Annotated in this window: 16 protein-coding genes and 8 pseudogenes; 12 read left to right on the forward strand and 12 right to left on the reverse strand. The window is 67.6% G+C overall.

Features of this window, described 5'->3' with window-relative positions; all coding sequences use genetic code 11:
• Positions 1-45: 45 nt before the first annotated feature.
• Genes F1642_RS13390 through F1642_RS13410 form a run of 5 tightly spaced genes read right to left on the reverse strand, consistent with a single transcriptional unit; the run spans position 46 to position 4,029 of the window.
• Positions 46-876 (reverse strand): ferredoxin--NADP reductase, encoded by an 831-nt coding sequence (locus F1642_RS13390; protein ID WP_045981424.1) that lies wholly within the window; start codon positions 874-876, stop codon positions 46-48.
• 47 nt (positions 877-923) lie between these two features.
• On the reverse strand, positions 924-1,310 hold the full coding sequence (locus tag F1642_RS13395; RefSeq protein WP_045981425.1) for a DUF934 domain-containing protein: 387 nt from the start codon (positions 1,308-1,310) through the stop codon (positions 924-926).
• A complete protein-coding gene (locus F1642_RS13400; RefSeq protein WP_194886451.1) occupies positions 1,307-2,038 on the reverse strand; it encodes a phosphoadenylyl-sulfate reductase in 732 nt (243 codons plus the stop codon). Before F1642_RS13400 ends, F1642_RS13395 begins: the two co-directional genes overlap by 4 nt.
• Entirely contained in the window at positions 2,031-3,689 is a 1,659-nt protein-coding gene (locus tag F1642_RS13405; RefSeq protein WP_194886452.1) for a nitrite/sulfite reductase, read from the reverse strand. The genes F1642_RS13400 and F1642_RS13405 overlap by 8 nt, the downstream gene beginning before the upstream one ends.
• Entirely contained in the window at positions 3,682-4,029 is a 348-nt protein-coding gene (locus F1642_RS13410) for a DUF2849 domain-containing protein (RefSeq protein ID WP_045981428.1), read from the reverse strand. The genes F1642_RS13405 and F1642_RS13410 overlap by 8 nt, the downstream gene beginning before the upstream one ends.
• A 99-nt stretch (positions 4,030-4,128) precedes the next feature.
• On the opposite strand from F1642_RS13410, the gene F1642_RS13415 reads away from it, so the two are divergent.
• Positions 4,129-4,644, forward strand: a complete 516-nt coding sequence (locus tag F1642_RS13415) for an Lrp/AsnC family transcriptional regulator (protein ID WP_045981429.1) — start codon at positions 4,129-4,131, stop codon at positions 4,642-4,644.
• A gap of 1 nt (position 4,645) precedes the next feature.
• Positions 4,646-5,020 (forward strand): arsenate reductase (glutaredoxin), encoded by a 375-nt coding sequence (arsC, locus tag F1642_RS13420; protein WP_194886453.1) that lies wholly within the window; start codon positions 4,646-4,648, stop codon positions 5,018-5,020.
• 66 nt (positions 5,021-5,086) lie between these two features.
• On the opposite strand, the gene F1642_RS13425 is transcribed toward arsC, so the two are convergent.
• From F1642_RS13425 to F1642_RS13440, 4 genes and pseudogenes are all read right to left on the reverse strand, one after another.
• Positions 5,087-5,422 (reverse strand): hypothetical protein, encoded by a 336-nt coding sequence (locus F1642_RS13425; protein ID WP_194886454.1) that lies wholly within the window; start codon positions 5,420-5,422, stop codon positions 5,087-5,089.
• 8 nt (positions 5,423-5,430) lie between these two features.
• Complete coding sequence (locus F1642_RS13430; RefSeq protein ID WP_194886455.1) at positions 5,431-5,604, reverse strand: hypothetical protein; 174 nt, start codon at positions 5,602-5,604, stop codon at positions 5,431-5,433.
• Complete coding sequence (locus F1642_RS13435; RefSeq protein ID WP_194886456.1) at positions 5,598-7,280, reverse strand: YadA-like family protein; 1,683 nt, start codon at positions 7,278-7,280, stop codon at positions 5,598-5,600. The genes F1642_RS13430 and F1642_RS13435 overlap by 7 nt, the downstream gene beginning before the upstream one ends.
• A gap of 107 nt (positions 7,281-7,387) precedes the next feature.
• Positions 7,388-7,845: pseudogene (locus F1642_RS13440) on the reverse strand (Rrf2 family transcriptional regulator).
• A gap of 181 nt (positions 7,846-8,026) precedes the next feature.
• On the opposite strand from F1642_RS13440, the pseudogene F1642_RS13445 reads away from it, so the two are divergent.
• The 9 genes and pseudogenes from F1642_RS13445 to F1642_RS16015 all read left to right on the forward strand — a co-directional run bounded on the left by F1642_RS13445 (position 8,027) and on the right by F1642_RS16015 (position 20,361).
• Positions 8,027-8,690, forward strand: a pseudogene (locus F1642_RS13445) (alpha/beta hydrolase).
• 11 nt (positions 8,691-8,701) lie between these two features.
• The gene (locus F1642_RS13450; RefSeq protein ID WP_194886457.1) at positions 8,702-9,826 is read left to right on the forward strand and encodes an HD domain-containing protein; all 1,125 of its coding nucleotides are present in this window, start codon (positions 8,702-8,704) and stop codon (positions 9,824-9,826) included.
• 102 nt (positions 9,827-9,928) lie between these two features.
• A pseudogene (locus F1642_RS13455) lies at positions 9,929-11,141 on the forward strand (NADP-dependent isocitrate dehydrogenase).
• A 172-nt stretch (positions 11,142-11,313) separates the two neighbouring features.
• The gene (gene purQ / locus F1642_RS13460) at positions 11,314-11,982 is read left to right on the forward strand and encodes a phosphoribosylformylglycinamidine synthase subunit PurQ (RefSeq protein WP_046001358.1); all 669 of its coding nucleotides are present in this window, start codon (positions 11,314-11,316) and stop codon (positions 11,980-11,982) included.
• A gap of 167 nt (positions 11,983-12,149) precedes the next feature.
• Positions 12,150-13,840: pseudogene (locus F1642_RS13465) on the forward strand (ATP-binding protein).
• Between the two features lie 23 nt (positions 13,841-13,863).
• Positions 13,864-15,190 (forward strand): annotated as a pseudogene (locus tag F1642_RS13470) (sigma-54-dependent transcriptional regulator).
• A 404-nt stretch (positions 15,191-15,594) separates the two neighbouring features.
• Positions 15,595-16,798 (forward strand): annotated as a pseudogene (gene metZ / locus F1642_RS13475) (O-succinylhomoserine sulfhydrylase).
• A gap of 96 nt (positions 16,799-16,894) precedes the next feature.
• Positions 16,895-17,857 (forward strand): GTP cyclohydrolase FolE2, encoded by a 963-nt coding sequence (gene folE2, locus F1642_RS13480; protein WP_046001360.1) that lies wholly within the window; start codon positions 16,895-16,897, stop codon positions 17,855-17,857.
• 137 nt (positions 17,858-17,994) lie between these two features.
• Complete coding sequence (locus tag F1642_RS16015; RefSeq protein WP_194886458.1) at positions 17,995-20,361, forward strand: UvrD-helicase domain-containing protein; 2,367 nt, start codon at positions 17,995-17,997, stop codon at positions 20,359-20,361.
• Between the two features lie 318 nt (positions 20,362-20,679).
• On the opposite strand, the pseudogene F1642_RS16590 reads toward F1642_RS16015, so the two are convergent.
• Positions 20,680-20,856: pseudogene (locus F1642_RS16590) on the reverse strand (EcsC family protein); the annotation flags it as partial.
• Here F1642_RS16590 and F1642_RS16020 point away from each other — a divergent pair.
• On the forward strand, positions 20,783-21,187 hold the full coding sequence (locus tag F1642_RS16020; RefSeq protein ID WP_194886459.1) for a hypothetical protein: 405 nt from the start codon (positions 20,783-20,785) through the stop codon (positions 21,185-21,187). The pseudogene F1642_RS16590 and the gene F1642_RS16020 sit on opposite strands and share 74 nt — an antisense overlap.
• On the opposite strand, the gene F1642_RS16025 is transcribed toward F1642_RS16020, so the two are convergent.
• Positions 21,159-21,566 (reverse strand): hypothetical protein, encoded by a 408-nt coding sequence (locus F1642_RS16025; protein WP_255522450.1) that lies wholly within the window; start codon positions 21,564-21,566, stop codon positions 21,159-21,161. The genes F1642_RS16020 and F1642_RS16025 overlap by 29 nt on opposite strands.
• 37 nt (positions 21,567-21,603) lie before the next feature.
• Positions 21,604-21,858 (reverse strand): annotated as a pseudogene (locus F1642_RS16595) (cation transporter); the annotation flags it as partial.
• Between the last annotated feature and the right edge of the window lie 43 nt (positions 21,859-21,901).

Consider the following 21,901-nt stretch of genomic DNA (forward strand, 5'->3'; position numbering starts at 1 on the left):
GCGCCGAAACGGCGCGGCCCATGGGGCGATTCGATAGAAACGACGTCAGACGCCGTCGCCGACAAAGGCCTTTTCGACGACGAATTCGCGCGGCTCGGAATTCGCGCCCTCGTTCAGGCCGAACCCTTCCAGGACCGCCTTGACGTCGACGTTGAACGCCAGGCTGCCGCAGATCATCGCGCGATCCTGTGCCGGATCGATGGGCGGCAGGCCCAGATCCGACAGCACCTTGCCCGAGGTCAGGTTGTCGGTGATGCGCCCCATGAAGGGCGAGGGCTCTCGCGTCGTCGTCGGGTAGTATTTCAGCCGCTGGGCGAAATCGTCGCCATAGATCTCGGTCAGCAGCGGGTCGTGGCGCAGGTTGTTCACCAGCTCGGCGCCATAGACCAGCTCCTCACCGGTGCGGCAGGTATGCATCATGATGACCTGCTCGAACCGCTCATAGGTCTCGGGGTCGCGCATCAGGCTGGCAAAGGGCGCGAACCCCGTGCCGGTTGCCAGAAACCACAGCCGCTTGCCAGGCAGCAGCGCGTCCAGGACCAGCGTGCCCACGGGTTTCGGACGCAGGATGATCTGGTCGCCCGGCTTGATGTGCTGCAGTTTGGAGGTCAGCGGCCCGTCGGGGACGATGATGGAATAGAATTCCAGCTCGTCGTCCCAGTTGGGCGAGGCGATGGAATATGCCCGCAGCAGCGGCTTGCCGTTGTCGCCCGGCAGGCCGATCATCACGAATTCGCCCGACCGGAAGCGCAGCGAGGCAGGCCGCGTCACCCGGAACGAAAACAGGCTGTCGGTCCATTTCGTGACCGAGGTCACGGTCTGGGCATCGGGAACGGTAATCTTGGCGGCCTCGGTCACGGGCAGATCCAGCGTCATTGTTGCAATCCTTGTCGTCTAATCGAAGGGGCGCGCAGGTGAAAGGGTCAGCCGGCAAGCTGCGCCCGATGGTCCCAGGCCTTCCAGTCGGCGCGGGCCAGCCATTGGTCCTGCGGCTGCCGGGCGGCGATGTCGGCGGCGACCTCGACCTCGTCGAAGCCCACGCGGCGCGCCATGGCGTATTGATCGGCGATCAGCCGCCCCGTCGCGCGCAGGCGACCGGTATAGCCCAGCTCGCGCAAGCGGCGGGCCAGCGTGAAACCGCGCCCGTCGCTGAAGGACGGAAAGGCGATGCCGATCAGCGGCTGATCCAGGTGGTCGGCCAGGGTCGCGGGGGCGGTGTCGGGGGCCAGCACCACAGCGGGCTGGTCGGTCACCGGATGAAACCCGTCGTCACGGGCCAGGACGGGTTCGCTGTTCAACTGCTCGCTCATGCCGAGACCTTTCCGCGGACCATGCGCCCGCCGATGAAATGGATGCCGCATTCGGATTTCTCCTGGCCGCGCCAGCGCCCCGAACGGGGGTCTTCGCCCGGCTTGACCGGAGAGGTGCAGGGCGCGCAGCCGATCGAGGGATAGCCCTTGGCCACCAGCGGATGCCGGGGCAGGCGGTTCTCGACCATGTAGTCCTGCACGTCCTCGGGGCGCCAATGCGCCAAGGGGTTCACGCGCAGGCGCGACGGGGGTTCGGGCTCGAAGAACTCCAGCGCGGCGCGCTGGCCGTTCTGGAACCGCTTGCGGCCCGTGATCCACGCGTCATAGCCCGACAGCACACGTTCCAGCGGCACCGTCTTGCGGAAATCGCAGCAGGCGTCGGGGTTCGACTTGTGCAGCGTTCCGTCCGGGTCATGGGCCGCGATCTCCGCCTCGCTGGCGGTGATCACCTGCACGTTGGTCAGCGAAAGCCGCTCCGCGACCTCCTGCTGATAGGCCAGGGTCTCGGGGAACAGCATCTGCGTGTCGATGAACAGCACCGGCAGGCCCGGTGCGACCCGGCTGACCATGTGCAGCAGCACGACCGATTCAGCGCCGAAGGACGACACCAGCGCCACCTGCCCCAGATCGGGGTCGGTGACCGAGCGCTTCAGCACCTCGATGGCGGCATGGTGGCGATAGCGGTCGTTCAGACGCCCCGCGCGTGTGTCCAGGTTCCCGTCAAGCATCGGCGGCCACGGGATAGAGCGCCGCCTTGAACGGGGCCTGACCCAGACGGCGATAGGCGTCGATGAAGCGTTCGGAGGCGTCCTCACGGACCTCCAGATAGGCGCGCAGCAGCCGGTCGATGGCCGGGACGACCTGTTCGGCGGGGAAGCCCGCGCCCGCGCGTTCGCCGATGGCCGGGATGTCATAGGCATCGCCACCAAGCGTGATCTGATAGTTTTCCACGCCCGCACGATCCAGCCCCAGGATGCCGATATGGCCCAGGTGGTGATGCCCGCAGGCGTTGATGCAGCCCGAGATGCGGATGTTCAGGTTGCCGATCTCCTCCTCCAGCCCGACGGAGCGGAAATGGTCGGCGATCTCTTCGGCGATGGGGATGGAACGCGCGGTGGCCAGCGCGCAGTAATCCATGCCGGGGCAGGCGATGATGTCGCTGGTCAGCCCGGCATTCGCGGTGGCAAGGCCCGCGGCGCGCAGCTCGGCGTACAGCGCCGGCAGGTCCGACTTGTGCACATGCGGCAGGGCCACGTTCTGGTCGTGCATCACGCGTAGATCGTTGTGGCCGAACCGTTCGGCCAGATCGGCCAGCAGGCGCATCTGGTCGGCGCTGGCGTCGCCCGGCGTCTGGCCCGGCGCCTTGAAGGTCACGACGACGCTGGCATAGCCCTCGACCCGGTGCTGATGCAGGTTCGTATCAGACCAGCTGCGGAAGGCCGGGTTCGCCTGCCGCTCGGCCTCATAGCCATCCACGGGCGCATTGCGGAAGGACGGCGCGCGGAAACGGTCCTTGAACACCGCCAGCGCGTCGCGGTCGGCGCCGTGGAAATCGCGGCGGCGGGCCAGGAACTCTTCCTCGATCTCGGCGCGCATGACGTCCAGGCCGCGCTCCAGCACGGTGATCTTGATGCGGGCCTTGTACTTGTTGTCGCGGCGCCCGGCCAGGTTGTAGGTCGCGATGATCGCCTCGACGTAAGGCAGCAGGTCCTCCTCGGGCAGGAAGTCGCGGACGACCTGACCCAAGAGCGGCGTGCGGCCCAGACCGCCGCCGATCCAGACCTCGAAGCCGGTCTTGCCGTCGCGTTCCACCAGCCGCAGGCCGATGTCATGGGCGGCGATCACCGCGCGATCCTTCTTGCCGCCGGAAATGGCGATCTTGAACTTGCGCGGCAGGAACTGGAATTCGGCGTGATCGGTCGACCAGCTGCGCAGCAGTTCCGCATAGGGGCGCGGATCGACGGCCTCGTCAAAGGCCGCGCCGGCGAAGGCGTCGGTGGTCACGTTGCGGATGGTGTTGCCGCTGGTCTGGATGGCGTGCATGCCGACATCGGCCAGCGCGTCCAGCATGTCCGGGATGTCCACCAGCTTGGGCCAGTTGAACTGGATGTTCTGGCGGGTGGTCCAGTGGCCGTAACCCTTGTCCCACTTCTCGGCCAGCAGGGCCAGGGTGCGCATCTGGTCCGGGCTGATCGTGCCATAGGGAATGGCCACGCGCAGCATGTAGGCATGCAGCTGCAGATAGACGCCGTTCATCAGGCGCAGCGGCTTGAACTCGTCCTCGGTCAGGCTGCCGTCCAGGCGGCGGGCGACCTGGGCGCGGAACTCGGCCGCGCGCTGGCGGACATAATCGGTCTCGACGGGGCGGATATCAAACATGGGCGGTTTCCGTCTTCTGGGCGTCGGCTTGCCGATCGGCCTGGATGCCGTGGAAATAGTTGGACGGTCCGCGCTGGCGGAAGGCCTCGCGGAAATGGACGGGCTCGGGTCCGTCGGGACCGCGCCTGGCCTCGACCAGATAGGGACCGACGACGATCTCGGATTGCGCCACGGCCTGCAGCAGGTCCAGGTCGGCAATGGCCTCGTCGTCATAGACGGTCGCCTGGCGCGGATCGCGGGTCCAGCCGTCGGCGCACATCCACACATTGTGGCCTTCGCGAAGGTCATTCGCGGTGATGACGCCGGGGCGTGCGGCCGACAGGGGGAAGGATTTGCTCATGACTGGACCTCGCGGTTTTGCTGACCTCTATATAGAATTTCGTTCTGGATTCTGCACAGTGGTCGCGGCAAATAAGGACGATCGACCAAGGAGCGCGCCATGCCGGAACCGATTTCCCCCGATGCGGGCGCAGGCCAAACGCCTGTCCGCCTGGACGAGGTGGACCGCAAGATACTGTCCCTGCTTCAGCAGGATGCCAGCCTGTCGCTGGACCAGATCGCCGATCGGGTGGGGGCCTCCAAGACCCCGGTCTGGAACCGGATCCGCAAGCTGCGAGAGGCGGGCGTTATCCGCCGGCAGGTCGCCATCCTGGATCCCGAGGCGCTGGGGCTGGAGGCCTGCTTCTTCGTGCTGATCCGCACCAGCGAGCATGACCGCGACTGGGCCGCGCGCTTTCTGCGCGCGCTGCGCGAGCGGCCCGAGGTGGTCGAGGCGCACCGTCTGGCGGGCGACATCGACTATATCCTCAAGGTGCAGGTCAGGAACGCCCGCGCCTATGACCGCTTTTACCAATCGCTGATCGGCGAGGTGAAGATCCACAACGTCACGGCCCTGCTGTCGATGGAGGAGATCAAGGCGACCAGCGCCCTGCCCATCCCGGACGGGGAGCGCTGAGATGGGTTGGGTGATCTGGCACAAGCCGACCTGCTCCACCTCGCGCTGGGTTCTGGCCGCGCTGCGCGAGGCGGGGATCGCACCCGAGGTGCGCGACTATATCGCCGCGCCGCCGTCCGAGGATGCGTTGCGCGATGCGCTGTCGCGTCTGGGCATCGGGGCGCGGGGGTTGCTGCGGCGCAAGGGAACGCCATTCGCGGAACTGGGGCTGGGTGATCCCGGCCTGTCCGATGATGCGCTGATCGCGGCGATGGCGGCCCATCCGATCCTGATCGAACGGCCGGTCGTCTTTGCGCCGCATGGCGCCGTGCTGTGCCGGCCCAAGGAGCGGGTCAGTGAGCTGATCGCCCGCAATCACGCAGGTGGTCCGCCGTGATCCGGTGGGGGTGCGGGGTGCGAACCGACAGATGACGCCCAGACTGCGGCGACATCGGCAGATGCCTTACGGATCGATCGGATCGAACGCCCCGACAGAGATGCCCAGCAGCAGCCAACGCCGCCCCTCCAGCCCCAGGACCAGGTCGAAGCTGACATGACGCGGCTGCAGCGGGACAAAGCCGGTCAGGCGCAGCTCCTGCCCGGTATCGGACAGCGCGCTGTCCAGGATGACCGGGTCGACGACCATCGCCTGCAGCAGGTCCAGCCGTTCCTCGCGCAGCGGCGTGAACAGGCCCGCCAGGCGCGTCGGATCGTTGGCCAATGCGAATTCAGGGGCGGCGATGTCGCGCAGCACCGTATAGTTGCCCGTCCAGTTGCCGTGGTTCACCGCCGCCAGCACGTCGCGGATCAGGGCGGTGGCATAGCTGGGTTCGACCAGGGGGGCCTCGGCCGGGGTTCGGGCTGCGGTTCGGCAGGGGCGTCCTGCGCATGGGCGCTGGCGCCGACCAGCGCCAGCGCCATCGCGATGGCCAGGGACAGCGCATGCGCCGTCCCCGTCCGTGTTGCGGCGTGGCCTACCACGCGTAGGTCACGCCGATGCGGCCGCCGACCTGGTTGCGGTCGAAGCCATAGGTGATGCCCGCGTCGAACTGGGTGTTCGCATCGAAGCGGTAGCCCATCGACGCGGCCAGCGCCTGCGATCCCTCGAAGCTGCCGATGCTGGTCGACACGGCATAGGTCTTGTCCTCGGGGACATAGGGGGTGTTCAGCGCCATCGCCATGGCGATGCCTTCCTTGTTGTCCTCGACCTGCTGGCCCAAAGAGCGCACGCGGCCGTTCAGCGACGACATGCTCTCGCCGATCGACCGGTCGACCGCCAGGTTGCCCTGCGCGTCCGAGGTCACGACGCCGATGGGGGTGCCCTGCGCCGCCGTGCTGGCATCCGACGCGATGCCCGCCGCGCGATAGGTGTTGGCACCGTTGCCCAGCACGAACTCGTTCGCGCGGGTTGCGGTCGCGCCATCACCGATGGCGACCGAGTTGTCGGCCGCAGCGACCGCCTGGTTGCCAAGCGCGATCGACCCCGATCCCATGGCCATCGCGGCCTCGCCGATGGCGGTCGAGCGCACGCCACTGGCCGCTGCCAGGTGGCCGAAGGCATGGGCGCGTTCGGCGGTGGCCTGCGCCTGCCAGCCGAAGGCGGTGGCGGCGGTGCCGTTCGCGACCGATTCACCGCCGACCGCGGTGGTCGAGGTGCCGCTCGCGACCGAGGTGTCGCCGATGGCCAGCGCGTCCGTGCCGTTGGCGATGGATTCGTTGCCGATCGCGGTCGAGAAATCCGACTGGGCGTCGGCATTCTCGCCCACGGCCAGCGAGCGGACACCCTGGGCGGTGGCCAGGTGGCCGATGGCCTGGGCGCGTTCCGCGGTCGCCATGGACTGCCAGCCGATGGCGCTGGCGCCCGGCCCGGTCGCGACCGATTCGCCACCGATGGCGGTGGTCGAGTTGCCGTTCGCCGCCGCCGTGTCGCCTACGGCCAGCGCATCGACGCCATTGGCGATGGATTCGTTGCCGATGGCGGTGGACAGGTCGGTTTGGGCGTCGGCATTCTCGCCGATGGCCATCGACCGGACGCCCTGTGCGGTGGCCAGGTGGCCGAAGGCCTGGGCGCGTTCGGCGGTGGCTTGGGCCTGCCAGCCGATGGCGCTGGCGCCGGGGCCGGTCGCGACCGATTCGCCGCCCACCGCAGTGGTCGAGTTGCCGTTCGCTGCCGCGGTGTCGCCCACGGCCAGCGCGTCGACGCCGTTGGCGACGGATTCGTTGCCGATGGCGGTGGACAGGTCGGTTTGTGCGTCGGCGTTCTCGCCTACGGCCAGGGACCGGACGCCTTGGGCGGTCGCCAGGTGGCCGATGGCCTGCGCACGTTCCGCGGTGGCCTGGGCCTGCCAGCCGATGGCGCTGGCGCCGGGACCGGTCGCGACCGATTCGCCGCCGACCGCAGTGGTCGAGGGGCCGGTGGCGGTCGCCTCTCCGCCGATGGCCACGCCGTCCACGGCGGTCGCATCGGTCGAGGCGTTGTCGCCGATGGCGACCGACAGCGGGCCCTCGGCGATGGCGGTCGGGCCGCAGGCCAGCGATCCGGCGCCGCCTGCGCCCTGCTGGCATTCCTGTGCGGCGGCCGTGCCGACGGCGCCGATCATCGCGATGGCGGCAGCACCGCCGAGCAGCATGGCGCGGGTACGGGTCAGGTGGGTCATGGGATTCTCCTCATCCGTTGGACAGGGCCTTTTGCGGGCCTCTGACCGGGGGACGCGGGAAACCGCCGACCGGATGCAGGATTTGTCGAATTAATTCCCGGGCGGCCTCAATCGTCCACGACGTTGAGGATCTTGGGCAGCGCGGGGCAGGGCAGCAGCTGGTTCTTCGCCACGTCGGCCAGCGTGTGATTGTGCAGGAAGACATAGACATGCGCGGACAGGCTTTCCCACAGCCGGTTCGACAGGGTCTGCGCCCGCGACCCGGAAATGCCGCCCGACGCGCCCGCGCCGATATGCATGGCGCTGACGGTCTCGTCCACGGCCTCCAGGATCTCGGCCACGCGGATCGTCTCGGGGGTGCGGGCCAGGCGGTATCCGCCGCCCGGACCGCGCACGGATGCCACCAGCCCCGCCCGGCGCAGGCGCACGAACAGCTGTTCCAGATAGGGCAGCGAGATGTCCTGGCGTTTCGAGATTTCGGCCAGCGAGGTCAGGTCGCCCCCTTGGCGATGGCCAGGTCGGTCAGCGCGATGATCGCGTAGCGTCCCTTGGTGGACAGTTTCATGGCGCGTCTTCCCCCCGATGGTCCCTGCCGGGCCTGCCTTTGCATTGACGCGCGCCGTCGTCGCGCGCTATGCCCGGCCCAGCATGTTTCTTGCCAAACCTGTGCCGGCTGCCCAGATATCCCGTCTAGAAGCCATGCGCGCACGCGTCAAGAAACCCGACAGGACCTGTGAAGGACAACCATGCCCGAGCTGATTTTCCCCGGCCCCGAAGGCCGTCTCGAAGGCCGTTACCACCCTCAGCCCGGCAAGCCAGACGCCCCCATCGCCATCGTGCTGCATCCGCACCCGCAATATGGCGGGACGATGAACAACCGCGTCGTCTACAACCTGCACTATGCGTTCCACCGCATGGGATTCACGGTGATGCGGTTCAACTTCCGCGGCGTGGGGCCGCAGCCAGGGCGAATTCGACCAGGGCATCGGAGAGCTGTCCGATGCCGCCTCGGCGCTGGATTACCTGCAGGCGATGAACCCCAATTCCAAGCATTGCTGGGTCGCGGGATTCAGCTTCGGTGCGTGGATCGGGATGCAGCTGCTGATGCGCCGCCCCGAGATCACCGGCTTCATCAGCGTGGCGCCGCCCGCAAACATGTACGATTTCAGCTTCCTGGCGCCGTGCCCGTCGTCGGGCCTGATCGTGAACGGCACCGCTGACCGCGTCGCCCCGCCCAAGGACACCGCCACCCTGGTGGGCAAGCTGCGCGAGCAGAAGGGCATCACCGTCACCCATGAGGAGATCGAGGGCGCGGACCATTTCTTCCGCGACGACGAGACCCACATGAAGCCGATGATCGACCTGGTGCAGGGTTACGTCAGGAAGCGCCTGACCGAGACGTCGCGCTGAGGGCTGCGGCCATGCTGGACGATGCGTTCGCCTTTCTGTGCGAGGCGGACCGGCTGAAGTCGGTCCACCGCGCCAGCGTCCTGATGGACCTGTCGCGCCCCGAGAACAGCGCAGAACACAGCTGGCACGTCGCCCTGTGGGCGATGGTGATGGGCGCCAGCGACCGCGCCATCGCGATGATCCTGATCCACGACCTGGTCGAGATCGACACGGGCGATCAGCCGATCCACCTGGATCATGACGTGGAAGGACTGGCCATCGCCGAGGCCGCGGCGGCGGATCGCATCTTCGGCCTGGCGCCGGACGGGGCGCGGCTGGCCGCCCTCTGGCGCGATTTCGAGGGGCGCGCGGACGCTGCCGCGGTGACCGCCAAGCGGATGGATCACGCACAGCCCATCTTTCAGGTACTGCAGGCGCGCGATCCGATCCCCGACCATGTCCGGATCGTGCGCGACAACCTGTCGGCCGGACGCGCGGCGCGGTTCGAACGCGAATGGCCGCAGGGGTGGCAGGCCGCGCATGCGCTGCTGTCCGGGCAGGAGGTCGCCCAGGGCGATCTGACCCGCCGCCTGGCCTTTCTGGCCGAGGCCGACGCGCTGAAGGGCGTCCTGCGCGCAAACCGCCTAATGGACGGATCGCGGCGCGAGAACAGCGCCGAGCACAGCTGGCACCTGGCGCTGTACGCGCTGGTGCTGGGCGGTCTGGCGGGGCCGGGCGTCGATCCGGGCCGCGTCATCCGCATGCTGCTGATCCACGATCTGGTCGAGATCGACGTGGGCGATGTGCCCCTGCACTCCGCCGGCGGGCAGGCGCATGGATCGGCGGCGATCCAGGCCGCCGAGGAGGCCGCCGCGCGGCGCCTGTTCGGCCTGCTGCCCGACCTGCAAGGAGAGCAGATGCTAGCCCTGTGGCGCGAGTTCGAGGCGGCGGCCAGCCCCGATGCCGTCTTCGCCAAGGCGCTGGACCGCTGCCAGCCCGCGGTCCAGAACCTGCGGTCGGGCGGCGCGGGCTGGGTCGAATACGACGTGACCCTGGCGCAGGTGGAAAGCCGCGTGGGCCCTTGGGTCGAACGCGGCTGCGCACCGCTGTGGCAATGGCTGCACCACGGCCTTCGCGCCCATTTCGCAGGCAGCTGATCACCAGGCGGGCGTTTTGCATACCATCGCATACCGTCTTTCAATCGGACCCTTTTGCGGCTAGAAGCGGCGCGACCGTATCCACCGCACAAGGGGCAGTTCATGTCGAAGATCAAGGTTGCCAATCCCGTCGTCGAGCTGGACGGGGACGAGATGACGCGGATCATCTGGGACTTCATCAAGCAAAAGCTGATCCTGCCCTATCTGGACATCGACCTGAAATATTATGACCTGGGCATCGAGGAGCGCGACCGCACCAACGACCAGATCACCATCGACGCGGCCGAGGCGATCAAGCGCCACGGGGTCGGCGTGAAATGCGCGACCATCACCCCCGACGAGGCGCGGGTCGAGGAATTCGGCCTGAAGAAGATGTGGCGCAGCCCCAATGGCACGATCCGCAACATCCTGGGCGGCGTGATCTTCCGCGAACCGATCATCTGCAAGAACGTGCCGCGGCTGGTGCCGGGCTGGACGCAGCCGATCATCGTCGGCCGCCACGCCTTCGGCGACCAGTACAAGGCCACCGATTTCCGCTTTCCGGGCAAGGGCAAGCTGACCATCAAGTTCGTCGGAGAGGACGGCGAGACGATCGAGCACGAGGTCTATGACGCCCCCGCCGCCGGGGGTCGCGATGGCCATGTACAATCTGGACGATTCGATCCGCGATTTCGCCCGCGCCTCGCTGAACTATGGCCTGGCGCGCGGCTATCCGGTCTATCTGTCGACCAAGAACACGATCCTCAAGGCCTATGACGGCCGCTTCAAGGACCTGTTCCAGGAGGTCTACGAGGCCGAGTTCCAGGACCGGTTCAAGACGGCCGGCATCCATTACGAACACCGCCTGATCGACGACATGGTCGCAAGCGCGATGAAATGGTCAGGCGGCTACGTCTGGGCGTGCAAGAACTATGACGGCGATGTGCAGTCGGACACCGTCGCGCAGGGCTTTGGCAGCTTGGGTCTGATGACCTCGGTCCTGATGACGCCGGATGGCAAGATCGTTGAATCCGAGGCCGCCCATGGCACCGTCACCCGCCACTATCGCGAACACCAGAAGGGCAATGCGACCTCGACCAACTCGATCGCGTCGATCTTTGCCTGGACCGGCGGCCTCAAGCACCGCGCCAAGCTGGACGACAACGCCGCCCTGCTGACCTTTGCGCAGACGCTGGAGAAGGTGACCGTCCAGGCGGTCGAGGACGGCCACATGACCAAGGACCTGGCGCTGCTGGTGGGTCCCGACCAAAAATGGCTGACCACGATGGGCTATCTGGAAAAGGTCGATCAGTACCTGAACAAGGCGCTGAACTGATCACGAAGGCCGGGCAATCGTCCGGCCTTCTGCTTTCCGAGGGCGCAGGATGCATTTCTCCGTTGTCCAAATACCCCCGGGGGGATCGCCGCAAGGCGATGGGGGGCTGGCCCCCCTTTCTTTGGAACCCGGCCTGCGCTAAGGGCAGGGCGTCCCAAGCAGGAGTCCCGCGATGAAAGCCGCCGTCGTCACCTTTCCCGGATCGAATTGCGACCGCGACCTTGCCGTCGCGCTGGAACAGGCGGGGGCCGAGGTGGTGCGCGTCTGGCACAAGGACAGCCAGCTGCCCGACGGGATCGACCTGGTCGGTGTGCCGGGCGGGTTCTCCTATGGCGACTATCTGCGCTGCGGGGCGATCGCCGCGCATTCCCCCATCGCCGACGCGCTGCGCGCCCATGCGGCGCGGGGCGGCTATGTGCTGGGGATCTGCAACGGCTTTCAGGTGCTGACAGAACTGGGCCTGCTGCCCGGCGCGCTGATGCGCAACACCGGGCTGACTTTCCTGTGCAAGCCGTCGGTCCTGACCGTGGGCACCGCGGACAGCGCCTTCACCGGCGGTTACGCCAAGGGCCAGCGGATCAGCATTCCGGTGGCCCATCACGACGGCAACTATCAGATCGGCACCGAAGGCCTGGCGCAGCTGCGCGATCAGGACCGCATCGCCTTCACCTATGCCCCGGCGATCAACGGGTCCGTCGGTGACATCGCGGGCGTGCTGTCGGAAAACCGGCGCGTCCTGGGCATGATGCCGCATCCCGAACGCGCCGCCGATCCGGTCACGGGCGGCACCGACGGGGCGGCGCTGTTCACGGGGCTGGCCACGGCGCTGACGCACGCCTGACTTGAGCCGGACCGTTCTTCGCCATAGATTGCGTCAGCCGATCTTGTGGGACGGGTCCGTGCGTGGTCACTGAGGATCATATCGAAGACAGCGCCGAACGTCGGCGCGGCAGGGTCGGCCAGCCGGTCAACCCGTGGTGGCTGCGTGCGACGATCGCGCTGATCTGCATGGCGGCGCTGGGCACGATCTGGGTCACCAACGCATGGCTGACCGACCGCTTCTCCGAGAACACGCGCGTGCGGTCCGAACTGCGTCTGGCGCTGTATTCGGGCAACCTGATGTCGGAACTGCAGCGCAATTCTGTCGTGCCCTTGCTGTTGGCACGCGATCCGGCGCTGATCGGGGCGCTGAACGGCAACGATTTTTCCACCACCTCGGCGCGGCTGATGACCGCGCAGAAAGAGATCGGCGCGGCCTCGATCCGCCTGCTGGACGCATCGGGGCGGGTCGTGGGGGCCACGGACCGCTATCAGATCGGCACGAACAGCGTCGCGGCCCCCGCAATATGTCGAGGCGCTGCGGTCGCGCGACACGGTCTTCACCGTGTCCGAACTGGCATCGGGCGCCCATGAGTTCGCCTATTCCCGCGCCGTGGTGTCCGAGGGGCGGACGCTGGGCGTGATCGTCGTGGGGGCCGACCTGACACGGCTGGAGCGGTCCTGGGCGGGCATTTCCGATGCCGTGGCCGTCACCGACAGCGAGGGCGTGATCATCCTGTCGACCGAGCCGCGCTGGCGAGGCCTGACCGTCGCCGAGGCGCAGGCGGTGCGCGATGCGCCCTCTGCGATCCGGCGGGCGTTCCAGGTGACGGCGGACTGGACCTCCAGCCCCGCGGACGCCTATGTCCAGGGCCGCGCGGTGATGCAGTCCGAGGCGCGGGTGCCGTTCCGCGGCTGGCGGATGATCAGCTTCACCGCCTATTCGTCCGTGCGCGAACGGGTCAACGCCATCCTGGCGCTGCAGATCATGGGTTTCGCCATCCTGCTGGCGGGGGCGTTCTGGATGCTGTCGCGGCGCGCGCGTATCCAGAGCCAGGCCTATATGCGCGAATCGGCCGACCTGCGCGCCCTGAACGCCCCGCCTGACCCGAGAGATCGCGGAACGCGAGCGCGTGCAGAAGGAGCTGCGCGTGGCCGAGCAGACCATGCAGCAATCCTCCAAGCTGGCCGCCCTGGGAGAGATGTCGGCCGGCGTCAGCCACGAGCTGAACCAGCCCTTGGCCGCGATGAAGACCTATCTGGCGGGGGCGCGGCTGCTGCTGCAGCGCGGCCGCCCCGAGGAAGCGCTGTCCAGCTTTCAGCGCATCGACGACCTGATCGACCGGATGGGTGCGATCACCCGGCAGCTGAAGTCCTATGCCGCAAGGGCGGCGAGGCGGTCGAGCCGGTCGATCTGCGCGCCGCGGTCAGCAGCGCGCTGACCATGATGGAGCCCCAGCTGCGCACCCGGCCCATCCGCATCATCCGCATCGTGCCGCGCGAGCGGGTGATGGTCATGGCCGACCGCATCCGGCTGGAACAGGTGCTGATCAACCTGCTGCGCAACGCGGTCGACGCGGTCAAGGGCCGCCCCGACGCCGCGATCGAGATCACGGTCGAGGCCGCGGCTCACGCCTATGTGTCCGTCCGCGATAACGGGCCGGGTGTCTCGGACCTGGAAAAGCTGTTTGAACCCCTTCTGGACCACCAAGAAGCCCGGCGAGGGGACCGGGCTGGGGCTGGCGATCTCGTCCACGATCGTCGCCGATTTCGGGGGTCGCCTGACCGCCCATAACGAAAACACCGGCGGAGCGGTGTTCCGGGTCGAGCTGCCGCTGCACCGCCCCGGACAGCCCCGTCAGGCCCTGGCGGCCGAATGACGCAACACGAGAGGATGACAAGAATGTCCCGCAAGCTGAAGATCGCCATCGTGGATGACGAACCCGACATGCGCGAATCGATCAGCCAGTGGCTGGTCCTGTCGGGCTTCGAGACCGAGACCTTTGCCAGCGCCGAGGACGCACTGAAGGTCATCGGGTCCGACTGGCCCGGCATCGTCGTCAGCGACATCCGCATGCCCGGCATGGACGGCATGGCCTTTCTGAAACGCCTGATGGGCCTGGATTCGAACCTGCCCGTCATCATGATCACCGGCCATGGCGACGTTCCCATGGCGGTCGAGGCGATGCGCCTTGGCGCGATGGATTTCATGGAGAAGCCCTTCAACCCCGACCGCATGACCCAGCTGGCCAAGAAGGCCACGCAGGCCCGGCGCATGACCCTGGACAACCGCGCCCTGCGCCGCGACCTGTCCGAAGGCCAGCAGGTCATGTCCAAGCTGATCGGCGCCAGCCCGGTGATGGAGCGCCTGCGCGAGGACATCCTGGACCTGGGCCAGGCCGACGGCCACGTGCTGATCGACGGCGAGACCGGCACTGGCAAGACGCTGGTGGCGCATGCCCTGCACGCGGTCGGTCCACGCGCGTCCAAGAAGTTCGTGCCGGTCAGTTGCGCGGCCTATAACGACGAGGCCCTGGCATCGCGCCTGTTCGGGCCTATCGAGGACGGGCTGCCCGCCGTCGAGGAGGCCCGCGCCGGCACGCTGTGCCTGGAGGATGTCGAGGCCCTGTCCGAGGCCCTGCAGGCCCGCCTGCTGGCCTTCATCAGCGAGCAGGGCACACCTGCCGAGACGCGCATCATCGCGATCAGCAACGCCCGTGGCGAGGGCCGCAAGGCCGAGGATTCGCTGCGCCCCGACCTGTTCTATCGCCTGTCGGCGCTGAAGATCACCCTGCCGCCGCTGCGTGCGCGGGGCGAGGACATCCTGGCGCTGTTCACCCGCATGACCGAGCAGTTCAGCGAGGAATACGGCTGCGAGCCGCCTCAGGTCAGCGCGCAGGAGGCCGCGCAGCTGCTGCAGGCGCCCTGGCCGGGCAACATCCGCCAACTGATCAACGTGGCCGAACGCGCCGTCTTGCAGAACCGCCGCGGATCGGGGTCGATCGCGTCGCTGCTGATGGCGGATGGCGAGGACAACCAGCAGGCCACCACCACCGAGGGCAAGCCGCTGAAGGAATATGTCGAAAGCTTCGAGAAGATGCTGATCGACAACACCATGCGCCGCCACAAGGGCAGCATTTCCGGGGTGATGGACGAAACTGTGCCTGCCGCGCCGGACGCTGAACGAGAAGATGGCCAAGTACGGCCTGCAGCGCGGCGACTATCTGTAAGGGACCATTGGGGGCGGCGCGACCTGCCGCCCCCAACTGTCCGGGTCCCGCCGTCCGAATAAACACGCGATGGTCACAGCAACACACTGGACCGCAGGAACCGTCTTCAGAAAAACTTGTGACACGACCCCGCACCTGCGGGACACTGGTGAAAGCGGGGCGAAAGCCCCGTACCGGTTTTGGGTGAACATCACCCGACCGTGGTTCAACCATAGCTTGCGACCCGTCGGTTTCCAACTGTCCATTTGGACAGGAAGATCAAGCATCCCCCTGTAAACTAACCCTTTATCTGCATTTCCTGCAATTTGTCGGCCAGGCGACAGTTCGGCGCGCCCGGGGTCGCGGGACTTGCGAAAGATGCCTGTGGGGATTACGCCGCAGGGGACCACGGAAAGGCAGCCCGCATGAGCGTTTCGTCCGACGACAAGTTCACCCCCCGCACCCCCCATCCCCGGACCCAGGCCGTCCATCACGGCACCCGGCGCAGCCAATATGGCGAGATGGCCGAGGCGATCTTCCTGACCCAGGGCTTCGTCTATCCCGACGCCGCCTCGGCCGAGGCGCGGTTCCAGGGCACCGGCCCGGACGAGTTCATCTATGCCCGTTACGGCAACCCCACCAGCCGCATGTTCGAGGACCGCATCGCCGCGCTGGAGGGGACCGAGGACGCCTTTGCCACCGCCAGCGGCATGGCCGCGGTCAACGGCGCGATGTTCGCGATGTGCAAGCCGGGCGATCACGTCGTCGCGGCGCGGGCGCTGTTCGGGTCCTGCCTGTACGTGCTGGATCTGCTGGTGCGGTTCGGGGTCAAGGTCAGCTATGTCGACGGCACCGATCTGGACCAATGGGCCGCGGCGATCACGCCCGGCACGCGGGCGGTGTTCTTCGAGAGCGTGTCGAACCCCACGCTGGAGGTGATCGACATCCGGGCCGTCGCGGACCTTGCCCATGCGGCGGGCGCGACGGTGGTGGTCGACAATGTGTTTGCGACCCCGGTCTTTTCCCGCGCGGTTGAGCAGGGGGCCGATGTGGTCGTCTATTCCGCGACCAAGCATATCGACGGCGGCGGGCGGGCGCTGGCCGGGGTGATCTGCGGCACGCGCCAGTTCGTGCGCGAGGTGGCCGAGCCCTATCTGAAGCATACCGGCGGGGCGATCAGCCCGTTCCATTCCTGGATCATGCTGAACGGGCTGCAGACCATGGACCTGCGCGTGCGCGCCCAGGCCGAGGCCGCCGCGGGCATCGCCGCCGCGCTGCACGGCCATCCGGCGCTGAGCCGCGTGATCTATCCGGGCCTAGCCGATCATCCGCAGCACGACCTGGCCATGCGGCAGATGGGGTCGGGCGGCACGATGATCGCGATGGAACTGGCGGGCGGGCAAGGAGGCGGCCTTCGCCGCGCTGGATCGTCTGCGGATCATCGCGATCTCGAACAATCTGGGCGATGCGAAATCCATCGTGACCCATCCGGCCACCACCACCCATTCGCGCCTGACCGACGAGGACAAGGCGCGCCTTGGCATCACGCCGGGCCTGTTGCGCCTGTCGGTGGGGTTGGAGGACGCGCGTGACCTGACCGCCGATCTGATGGACGCGCTGCAGGGCTGAGCCGGGCTGCGTCATCGTGGCGTGGCGCATCTGCGGGGGCGGGCTGACATTTGTTGTGCCGCCCCCTATATCTGTGGCGATCACGCCGGAGGCACCATGACCGAGATCCGCCCCCTGACCCCCGCCTATCCCGCGCTGGCGCGCAGCTATGACGCGGAGTTCCGCGTGGACCCAGCCTACAAGGACAGCCTGCCGGACCTGCAGAACGGGCCTGCCAGCCTGATCGTGGGCGCGCGCACCGCGATCCAGCATGTGGGCATCTCGAACTTTCGGCTGCCGATCCGCTATCTGGTGCGCGACGGCGGAGAGATCACGCTGGAGACCAGCGTGACCGGCACCGTCAGTCTGGAGGCCGACCGCAAGGGCATCAACATGTCCCGGATCATGCGGTCGTTCTATGGCCATGCCGATCATGCGTTCAGCCTGTCGGTGCTGGAGGCGGCGCTGGACGATTACAAGACCGACCTGGACGCGCTAGATGCGCGGATCCAGATGCGGTTTTCGTACCCGGTGCGGGTGGACAGCCTGCGGTCGGGCCTGTCGGGCTGGCAATATTACGACATCGCGCTGGAGGTGATCGACGTGGCCGGCGCGCGGTTGCGGGTCATGCATGTCGATTACGTCTATTCGTCGACCTGCCCCTGTTCGCTGGAACTGTCCGAGCATGCCCGACAGACGCGCGGGCGGCTGGCCACCCCGCATTCGCAGCGGTCGGTCGCGCGGATATCGCTGGTGATGGACGGCCCCGAGCGGATCTGGTTCGAGGATGTCATCGCACTGTGCCGCGCCGCCGTGCCGACCGAGACGCAGGTCATGGTCAAGCGCGAGGACGAGCAGGCCTTTGCCGAGCTGAACGCGGCGAACCCGATCTTTGTCGAGGATGCGGTGCGGGCCTTTGCGGGCCAGCTGATCGCCGATCCGCGGGTAGGCGATTTTCGTGTCGTGGCCAGCCACCAGGAATCGCTGCATTCTCATGATGCGGTCAGCTTGCTGACCAGCGGGCCGACATTTGCCCAGGCATCGTTGGACCCTGCGACCTTTGCGGGGTTGCGCGCCTGATCTGCGTCCCGCGGTGGCCGGGGGAGCTGCGCGCCCCCCGGACCCCCTGCTGATGGGGCGCACCATTTCGGCACGGATGAGAACATAGGGCGAACGTCGGGCTTTCCTTGGCGCGCGGCGATGCCTATGTTGGCGGGATGGAGCATTTCGACGATTCCGATGATCTGGCGGCGGTGCCGCTGTCGCAGCGCGCGATGGCCGCGCGGCCCGCGCCGTATCTGGACGGGCTGAACGCCGCGCAGCGCGCCGCTGTCGAGGCGCTGGACGGGCCGGTTCTGATGCTGGCCGGGGCAGGCACGGGCAAGACGCGCGCGCTGACCACGCGGATCGCGCATCTGCTGATGCTGGGCAAGGCGCGGCCCGGGCAGTTGCTGGCCGTGACCTTCACCAACAAGGCCGCGCGCGAGATGAAGGACCGGATCGGCCGCCTGCTGGGCGATGCGGTCGAGGGGATGCCCTGGCTGGGTACCTTCCACAGCATCAGCGTCAAAATCCTGCGCCGCCACGCTGAACTGATCGGGCATGGCAACCTTCATCTGAAGCCCAGCTTTACCATTCTGGACACGGACGACCAGATCCGCCTGCTGAAGCAGCTGATCGCGGCCGAGAACATCGACGAGAAGCGTTGGCCCGCACGGCAGCTGGCGCATCTGATCGACGGGTGGAAGAACCGCTGCATCACGCCCGGCAACCTGCCCCGGGGCGAGGGTGAGGCGTTTGATGGGCATGGCGGCAAGCTGTACGCAGCCTATCAGGACCGGCTGCTGACGCTGAACGCGGTCGATTTCGGCGACCTGCTGATGCATTGCGTGACGCTGTTCCAGGCGCATCCCGACGTGCTGCGCCAATGGCAGGACCGGTTCCGCTATATCCTGGTGGACGAGTATCAGGACACCAACGTCGCGCAGTACATGTGGCTGCGGCTGCTGGCGCAGGCGCATCGCAACATCTGCTGCGTGGGCGACGACGACCAGTCGATCTATGGCTGGCGCGGGGCCGAGGTTGGCAACATCCTGCGTTTCGAGAAGGACTTTCCGGGAGCCGAGGTGATCCGGCTGGAGCAGAATTACCGGTCCACCCCGCAGATCCTGGCGGCAGCGTCCGGCCTGATCGCGGCGAACCAGGGGCGGTTGGGCAAGACGCTGTGGACGGATGCCGAACCGGGCGAACCGGTGCGCCTGATCGGGCATTGGGACAGCGAGGCCGAGGCGCGCTGGATCGGCGAGGAGATCGAGGCGTTCCAAGGCGGTCACCGCGCCGCGTTGGGCCGCGTCAGCCTGAACGACATGGCGATCCTGGTGCGCGCGTCGCATCAGATGCGGGCGTTCGAGGACCGCTTCATGACCATTGGCCTGCCCTATCGGGTGATCGGCGGCCCGCGCTTTTATGAGCGGCAGGAGATCCGCGACGCGATGGCCTATTTCCGGCTGGTGGTGTCCCCGGACGATGACCTGGCCTTCGAGCGGATCGTGAACACGCCCAAGCGCGGCCTGGGCGACAAGGCGCTGCAGACGGTCCAGCATGCGGCGCGGCGGAACGGCGTGAACCTGCTGGAGGGTGCGCGCATCGTCGTGGAAGAGAAGCAGCTGGGCGGCAAGGGCCTGGCGAACCTGCGCGATTTCGTGGCGCTGATCGGGCGGTCGCACATGGCGGTGCGCGACGGGGTGGGACATGTGGAGCTGGCCGAGCGGGTGCTGGACGAATCGGGCTATACCGCGATGTGGCAGAACGACAAGTCGCCCGACGCGCCTGGACGGCTGGACAACCTCAAGGAACTGGTCAAGGCGCTGGAGGAGTTCGAGAACCTTCAGGGCTTTCTGGAGCACGTGTCGTTGGTCATGGACCGCGACGACGGAGAGCAGGCCGAACAGGTTAGCATCATGACGCTGCACGGTGCCAAGGGGTTGGAGTTTCCGGTCGTCTTCCTGCCGGGCTGGGAAGACGGGCTGTTCCCCAACCAGCGCGCCATGGACGAGCAGGGCACCAAGGGCCTGGAGGAGGAGCGGCGGCTGGCCTATGTCGGCATCACCCGCGCCGAACGCCTGGCCACGATCACCTTCGCCGGAAACCGTCGCATGTACGGGCAATGGCAGTCCAGCCTGCCGTCAAGATTCATCGACGAACTGCCCCAAGAGCATGTCGAGGTGCTGACCCCGCCGGGCCTGTACGGCGGCGGATACGGCGCGGCCATGGCGATGGCGGGCGGCATGCGGATGGACGAACGGGTGGCCAAGGCCGATGTCTATGCCTCTCCGGGATGGAAGCGGATGCAGGCGCGGGCCGCCGATCGCGGCCAGCCGGTGCATCGCACCCCCGTCACGATCAACGCGGCGCCCGCGTCGCGATTCACCGTGGGCGACCGCGTGACCCACGCCAAGTTCGGCGAGGGTCAGGTCATGGGCATCGCCGAGGACACGCTGACCGTTCAGTTCGAGGCCGGGTTCAAGAACATCAAGGCGGCCTATGTTCAGCCGGCGGGCGGGGGCGACGACGTCCCCTTCTGACGGCGGGACAGGCGGGGCTGTCCCGCGCGGGTCAGGGCCTGGGCATAGGCCGCGTCGACATCCGTGCCCGGATGGTTTTCTGCCAGCCGCAGCAGGCGGAAATGGATGTCTGCGACCCGCTCGTAGTAATCCAGGAAGGCGTAGTTGATCGCGGCCCCCGTCGCCGCACCCAGGACCGGAACGGCCTGCGCGCCCCAGCTTGGTCGTCAGGCGGGTCGCGAACTGACCGGCAAAGCGGGTGATAAGCGTCGACACGGTCTGCCCGTTGGTCAGCAGGCGGTTCGCCAGGAACGATTGCGCGGCCGCGTCGCCTTCCTGTCCCGGCTCGCCGTACTGGAACACCGCCAGGCATTCCAGCCGCACCCGCGGATCGGTGGTGTCAAAGCCATGCTTGCGCGCGACCTTCTGGATGGAATTGAAGATGACCGTGGTCGAGGCCACCAGGTCCGGCACGATGCCCGCCAGCCCGAACCATCCGCCCGTGGCCCCCGACATCACCGCCGCCGCCCTGTTGGCGACCAGCGGCGCGTCCCGCACCACGCTGATCCCGTCGCCGCGCGCGGACAGATCGTACAGTTGGCGGAACGCACTTTCCATGACCTTCTCCAGCGACAGGGGCGACAGGCCCAGGACGGTGGTGGCCGCGCCTTCGGTCAGCCGGCCCACGGCCTCGACCCCGCGCATCAGCAGGCCGCGCCCGGCCAGCTGGCGGGCGGCCAGGCGGTCCAGTTCGGCCTGCAGGTCGGCGGTCGGGTCGGTCAGCGCGGTCGAGGTCATGGTCATGGTCATGCTCCTGGTCAGTCGGCCCATTCCGGGTCGGTGGTAAACGCGATGGTCAGCCAACGGTTCGTGATGTCGCCGCCGATGGCCTCGCCGATCTGGTCGCGGATGGCGTCCCATTCCTCCAGCGGGCGGGGGGGCTGGCCCTGGGGGACGATGAAGTACAGCTCGATCTGGCGGCCGCGCCCGACACGGGCGACATAGGCGCGGTGGTCCAGAAAGCCGTGTCGGGCCACCACGTCGCGGGCCACGGCGTCGATCTCGGCCAGCATGTCGGAGGGCGTGATCAGCAGGATGTCGGCCAGTGCCCGGCGGATGGTCGGCACCGGCAGCGGGATCACGATCACGCAGACCAGCGCCAGCACGGCCGGATCGACATAGGGCGACAGGGGGGCCAGCGCCGTTCCCTGGATTCGCCCAGCCAAAGACGAAGGCCGCCAGCAGCGCCCCCGTCAGCGCGGCCGAGATGGTCCAGCCCTGCACGTCCAGCGCGACGAAATTCGACCGGATCGACCGGTTGGCGTGACGGTTGTGGATCGCCATGCCGATGGCGACGATCAGCACCACCGTGGCATAGAGGATGGCCCGTCCGAACTGCAGCGGGTGGCCGCCGGTCAGCAGGCTGCCCACCGCCGTCACCAGCGCATAGACCGCGGCCCCCGACAGCAGGATGCCGTTCAGGCCCAGGACCATCGGCTCCAGGTGCCAGAAGCCCATCGTGAACCGCTGGACCAGCCGGGCCTGGCGGCGTTCCGACAGG

Source organism: Paracoccus sp. NBH48 (assembly GCF_015390265.1).
In the GTDB taxonomy this organism is placed as follows: domain Bacteria; phylum Pseudomonadota; class Alphaproteobacteria; order Rhodobacterales; family Rhodobacteraceae; genus Paracoccus; species Paracoccus marcusii.